Source organism: Pseudoalteromonas sp. BMB (assembly GCF_001709235.1).
Classification (GTDB): domain Bacteria; phylum Pseudomonadota; class Gammaproteobacteria; order Enterobacterales; family Alteromonadaceae; genus Pseudoalteromonas; species Pseudoalteromonas maricaloris.
Genome location: NZ_MBQA01000183.1, coordinates 59,779 through 65,921 on the forward strand (window position 1 = coordinate 59,779; position 6,143 = coordinate 65,921).

Below are 6,143 nucleotides of genomic sequence, written 5' to 3' on the forward strand. Positions count from 1 at the left end.
AAAACCCGCGATAAAATATTTTTCCATGTAATTTTTTTGTAAACGATTATTCATGTTTGGGATTTATTATCTTCCTTGGACTAGTCCAGAAATTCACATTTAAAGGAAAGATAATGAAATTACCCGTGCTTAGCAGTGCATTACTTGCACTTTCATTTACCGCAAGTGTTGATGCACTTGAAAACAAAGTATTGCTTATTGGTATCGATGGCCTGCAATACGAAAAAATTGGTGCCAATAATACACCGAACTTTGATCGCCTATATCTAACTCAAGCTTACACTGGCGGGATAGCAAAAACACAAACACAGCAAAAAACCAAAAGTGGCCCAGGCTGGGCGACAATTTTAACTGGGGTTTGGGTGAATAAGCATCAAGTGCCGAGCAACGACTCAGGCCTAGCAAACAAAGCCTATCCCAGCCTTTATCGTTACATCGCAGAACATGATGCTAACGCCGATATCTCAAGTTTTAGTACTTGGGGACCTATTCATACGCAATTTTTCAGTGACGATGTTGCCTTGATGGACAGGAGATCGGAGGGAGGCAGCGACGACGATAATTTAAATAAAGCGCTGGCTACATTAAATAACGGCTCACCAGATTTTGTCTTTTTACATTTAGATGAACCGGACGCTGTGGGCCACAGCTTATGCTTTGGTTCAGCCTACAATAAATCGGTAGAAGATGCGGACAAGCGACTGGGTAAATTGCTCGATGCGGTTGAAGCAAGAGAGCAAAACGGTGAGAACTGGTTGGTGATGGTCACGACCGATCATGGCCGTACACCGGTTGTTGGCTGTCATCATGGTGAGCAAACTGAGCCGGAAAAAACCATCTTTATCGCCACCAACAAAGTGTTGAATAAAGAATTTAGCTCAAAAGATGTTAATCCTGCTAATACCGACTTCTCTGGTTTATATGGCTATCCAGCACAAACAGCGATTGTACCGACCATTTTATCTTACATGGGTATTGAAACAAATGTGCAAGCGGGTTTTGAAAGCACGCCGATGTACGGTGATTTAGGAATTCGTAAACTCAATTATGCCAATAAACTATTTACGTGGCTAAATGGTGCGAATGCGCAAACACGTGTTTATCGAAATAATCAACTGATTGAAACTTTGCCTGCGGGTGTTGCCCAGTGGCAAGATCCGCAGGCCGTATCTGGCATCAATAACTATAGCTTTGAGCAACAGGGTGTGCATGTTGGTTATCGAGTTACTGAGCTGAAGCTCAGTGCGGCGCATCAGTGGCATAATACTAAAAGCTACTTTTTCTCTGAAGATGCACGCTACTGGCGTTACGATACTGTGTTAGATAAAACGGATGATGGCTATCCGGTATCGGTGACTAATGGCAACTGGCCGGGACTTGGCGATTATGCAGAACAAATTCGTGCAAGTTTTTATAAAGACAGTGGTACGGTGTACTACTTTCTATCGGATGGTCAATACCTGAGCTATGACGTACAGAGCGATAAGGTACGAGCAGGTTACCCTAAAACAATTGATAGCAATACTTGGCCGGGGCTTGCTGCCTACGCAAATAAAATAACAGCAACCCTTCGTTGGACGTCTGATAAGGTGTATTTCTTCCTAGATGATGGTCAATACTTACGCTATGACTTGGGAGATGACCGAGTGGACAGTGTGTATCCCAAAGCTATCAACGATAATACTTGGCCGGGACTTGGTGCCTATGCGACAAAGATAAGTGCAGCATTAAAGTGGAACGACACGCGTGCTTATTTCTTCTTAACTGACGGTCGCTATCTAAGATATAGCATTACTTTTGACAAAGTGGATGCGGGTTATCCTAAAGCCATTGATAATGGCACTTGGCCCGGGTTGCAGTAAACACTGCAAAAGTAACGGATCTTGAAGGGAGTGAACAACTCCCTTTTTCATCTTGTTTTATACTTCTATGCGCGTTTTTCAGTTATGCTGTGCGCTCCTCTTTTGACAAGGATAAGATTGATGGATTTTAGATCTGATACGGTTACGCAACCGACCCCCGCCATGAAACAAAGCATGTTTGACGCGCCGCTTGGTGACGATGTTTATGGTGATGATCCGACAGTGAATGCACTTGAACAGTTTGCGGCTGAGCGTCATGGTTTTGAGGCTGCGCTGTTTACCAGCTCAGGCACGCAAGCAAACCTGCTTGCACTGATGAGCCATTGTGAAAGAGGGGATGAATATCTTTGTGGCCAACAGGCGCATAATTATAAATTTGAGGCGGGTGGAGCGGCTGTGCTTGGCTCTATTCAGCCGCAACCATTGGAAAACGAGGCCGATGGCAGTATTTGCTTAGAAAGAATTAAGCAAGCGATTAAACCTGACGATTTTCATTTTGCGAAAACTAAGTTGCTTAGTTTAGAAAACACCATTGGTGGCAAGGTATTAAGTCTAGAATATATCGCACAAGCCAGAGCACTGTGTGACGAGCGTGGCTTAAAGCTCCATCTTGACGGTGCAAGAGTCTATAACGCTGCAGTCGCCTTAAAGGTTGATATCACAGAAATCGTAAAGCACTTTGATTCATTTACTATTTGCTTATCTAAAGGACTTGGCGCGCCGATTGGCTCTTTATTGCTTGGTGATAAAGCATTGATAGAAAAGGCGAGAAGGCTTAGAAAAATGCTTGGTGGCGGTATGCGTCAGGCGGGCATGCTCGCGGCGGCTGGTTTTTATGCTTTGCAACATAATGTAGAGCGTCTCGAGGAAGATCACCAAAACGCGCAATATTTAGCTGATAAACTTGAGCAACTGCCTGGGTTTAAGCCATGTAAGCACTTAGTACAGACAAATATTATCTTCGCTGAAGTGGAAGCTGGCATTGATCTTTTTGCGATAGCAAAGCAGTTAAAGGCAAAGGGCATTAATATCACTCCTGGATATCAAGGCATGCGATTTGTGACGCATATGGGAGTGAGCCGCGCCGATGTGGATGAGCTAATAGCGGAACTCACTAATTTGTTGATGTGATAGGTATTACACTTATTTACATTTGGTGTGTTCTATTTGGGAACGATTGCTGCTAGTTTTGTGCGAAAGTTATATAAGGAAAATTTAATGTTCTCTTCGTTGATAAAGACCACTTTTGGTATTTCTGCTTTGCTAATTAGCACCGCAAGTGTTGCCAATTCGGTCGATTTTTCTGCTGGTACTGGCTATCCATTTTTTGGTCAAATCGAACTGTCTCTTCCTCAAGCCGATAGTAATAGTCGGTGGTATGGAAATTACCTTATCGGTTTAGATGATGGGTTTTCTGTCGGTTATGAAAAAGCGGTATCCGAAAACAACAAGCATGCTTTAGGTGTGGTGCTTGGCGCATTAGGGGCGAGAGATGCAGGTCCAGTATGTAAAGAAGAGGGCACTGTATGTGATATTTTCGAGCCGCTTATCGATCTCTTTGATAGTGAAACGACAAATGGTATCGGTGTAAGTTATAGCTACTATTTTACCAGTATCAATCAACCAGGTTGGCGGGTTAAATTGGTTGCAGGTTATGGTGAAAGTGATAGACATAACGTTGAGCGTGCTGATGGCAGTTTAATTTTTAGCTATCAGTTTTAAGTCATCGCCCTATTACCATTGGTCTCGGTTCTAGGGCGATTTAGTTCTTATAATTTAATCGTTAAAACTTGTATTTTACGTTGGCGCTGATGGTTCTACGCTGTCCGTAAAAACAGTCTCCACGGAACAAGCAGCTGGTAATAACTGTTTTATCGCTGACATTATCGACTTGTAAACTGAATTGATATTGTTCAATGTCATAGCCAATCATCATATCAACAAGCGTAAAGTTGTCGGTCACTAATTGCTGGTGCAGTGTTTGTCCGTTTAGTTCAACTGTACGACTGCCGTCATAAGTTTCTCCCACATGTCTGATACCGGCACCAAACTTAAGCCCAGGAAGCCATTCATCTGCGCGGTACGTTGCCCAAACTGAGGCCAAGTGTTTTGGTGTTGCTGAGAGCTGAGTATCATCTGTGATTAGCGTAACCAAATCTTGTGCTACATAGAGTTCTGTAGGTGACAGCGGAGAAACGTCTTGTTCCGTATCTAAATAAGAATATGCCGCATAGATATCAAGGTGCTGCCACTCAAGTTGGGCCTCAAGCTCGAATCCTTTTACTGCAATTTCACCGTCTTGTACTTCAAACTCAGGGGAAACTTTTCGTATTTGATTTTTGTCTTTAATTTCAAATATAGAAGCGGTGATAAGGTGTTCAGTACCCGTTGGCTGATATTTCAAACCAAGTTCAACTTGTTCACCCTCAAGCGGTTTATATGCGCCACCTTGTGGTTTTTGTCCAAATACAGCCTTAAATGATTCAGAATAGCTAGCATAGGGTGCTATGCCATTTTCAAATTGGTAAAGCACACCGATCCGACCTGTTGTGGCATTCTGACTATTTTTGATTGCACCAGCTGTTTGCACTTGATTTGAAACGTCATCATAGCGAAGTGCCGCATTGAGTACCCAGCTGTTCACTTCTGCGGTAACTTGCGCATAAGCACCAAGCTGCTTGTTGTTGAGCGTATTCTCGGGGTTATCGACAACCGCTGTTGGTAACTCAGTGCTTTGTCCATACACAGGGTTATATAAGTCTAGTGGTGCAGCAACGCCGCGGCCGCGATCAGAATCTGTATCCGCATCTTGGTAATCAACACCCGATACCATAGTGAGTTTAACCGCATCCAGTTCCAAATATTTATGGAATTGAAGATCCATCGTCACACTACGTGCACTTGAATCGGTGAGGCTGGCGATACGCTTAACAGTGCGTTTGTCGGCTTCAAATTTTGGTGGCCAAGAATAAATGGTACGGTACTCGGATGAACTATCGCTGTAGCGACCGGAGAACTTAATATGTGTGTCTAAATCAAAGCTGTGCTCAACGATAGCGGTGATCGCTTGTTGCTCAGTATCATATTTATCCCAGCCAGGCTCGCTGACGAAACGCTCACTGGGAATTTGGCCATATTGTGCAGGTAGAATAGTGCCTTCATGCGGGAAGAATTGCGTTGAAGAGCCTGATTCATTTCTCTGAAGGTTGGCAAGCAAGGTAATTTTAGTTTCATCTGAAGCAAGCCAGCTAAAGCTTGGTGCAAGCATCAGGGTGTTGTCATCAACATAATCGGTCTGTGTGCCGCTGTCTCGATACATAGCAACAGCACGTGCTTGATATTCTTGCTGCTCACCAAATGTGGTGTTGTAATCAAGTGCTAGTTGCTTACGGTCGTAGTTGCCCACTTGTGCCCAGATCTCACCTTCAGTGTCTGCTTTTGGCAATTTTGATACTGCGTTGACGATACCACCTGTAGACCCCTGTCCGTAAAGTACTGATGAAGGGCCTTTTAAGATCTCTACGCTTTCAAGCGCATAAGGGTTCGTACGGGTATTGTTGTAATTGCCAAAAAGCTTTTGCAGGCCGTCAACGTAGAGTAAGGGGTCGACGCCACGAATTTTAGACCAATCGCCTCGAGTATCAACACCATATGGCCCATTATAAACACCTGCAACATACCCAATCGCATCTTGCAGCGTTTCTGCGCCTAAATCAGAAATACGTTGCGCTGTTAAGACTGAAACTGAAACAGGCGTTTTGACGATAGGAACTGCTGTTTTTGATGCAGTAGCGCTAACGTATGAAATTAGACCTCTTGGGCTAACTTCGATGATTTCAATGTCGTCTTTATCTTGTTTTGTTTGCTCTTGTGCAATTGCGGAGCAAGACAACGCCAATGCAACACTGGCAATAAGGCTTGGATATTTGTATTTAAATGAGCGCATGATTAATCCCTATGATCTAAGTTTGCGCAAATGATATTGTAGATGAGAGTGATTATCAATATTATTATTTTGTAATTTGCAAATATTACAAAGCTTTGTTCTAGACTACGTATTGTTGTGTCTTATATCTGGGCGGTGCTCAGAAGCACAGCGCTTTGAGCAGTATTTAACGTTTTCCCAATTTCTTTGCCATTTTTTCCGCCAATAAAACGGACGTTCGCAAATAGGGCATACTTTATAAGGTAGGTTTGGTTTTTTATGAGCCATTTGAGGTTTATACCAATTAGTCTTAATACTTACTCAATTTGAAAGAGCAAATCTGACGCTAACTGCGT

General features: G+C 43.2%; 5 protein-coding genes. 3 read left to right on the forward strand and 2 right to left on the reverse strand.

Annotated elements, in window-relative coordinates:
* The first annotated feature begins 113 nt into the window (after positions 1-113).
* The 3 genes from BB427_RS16715 to BB427_RS16725 all read left to right on the forward strand — a co-directional run bounded on the left by BB427_RS16715 (position 114) and on the right by BB427_RS16725 (position 3,584).
* The gene (locus BB427_RS16715) at positions 114-1,862 is read left to right on the forward strand and encodes a hemopexin repeat-containing protein (protein WP_069022052.1); all 1,749 of its coding nucleotides are present in this window, start codon (positions 114-116) and stop codon (positions 1,860-1,862) included.
* A gap of 120 nt (positions 1,863-1,982) precedes the next feature.
* Positions 1,983-2,993, forward strand: coding sequence for a low-specificity L-threonine aldolase (gene ltaE / locus BB427_RS16720; RefSeq protein WP_083229901.1), 1,011 nt, complete (start codon positions 1,983-1,985; stop codon positions 2,991-2,993).
* Positions 2,994-3,080: 87 nt separating this feature from the next.
* Complete coding sequence (locus tag BB427_RS16725; protein WP_045988521.1) at positions 3,081-3,584, forward strand: hypothetical protein; 504 nt, start codon at positions 3,081-3,083, stop codon at positions 3,582-3,584.
* A 61-nt stretch (positions 3,585-3,645) separates the two neighbouring features.
* Here BB427_RS16725 and BB427_RS16730 read toward each other — a convergent pair whose 3' ends face one another.
* On the reverse strand, positions 3,646-5,808 hold the full coding sequence (locus tag BB427_RS16730) for a TonB-dependent siderophore receptor (protein ID WP_069022054.1): 2,163 nt from the start codon (positions 5,806-5,808) through the stop codon (positions 3,646-3,648).
* Positions 5,809-5,913: 105 nt separating this feature from the next.
* Complete coding sequence (locus tag BB427_RS23960) at positions 5,914-6,075, reverse strand: DUF2256 domain-containing protein (RefSeq protein WP_082083428.1); 162 nt, start codon at positions 6,073-6,075, stop codon at positions 5,914-5,916.
* Between the last annotated feature and the right edge of the window lie 68 nt (positions 6,076-6,143).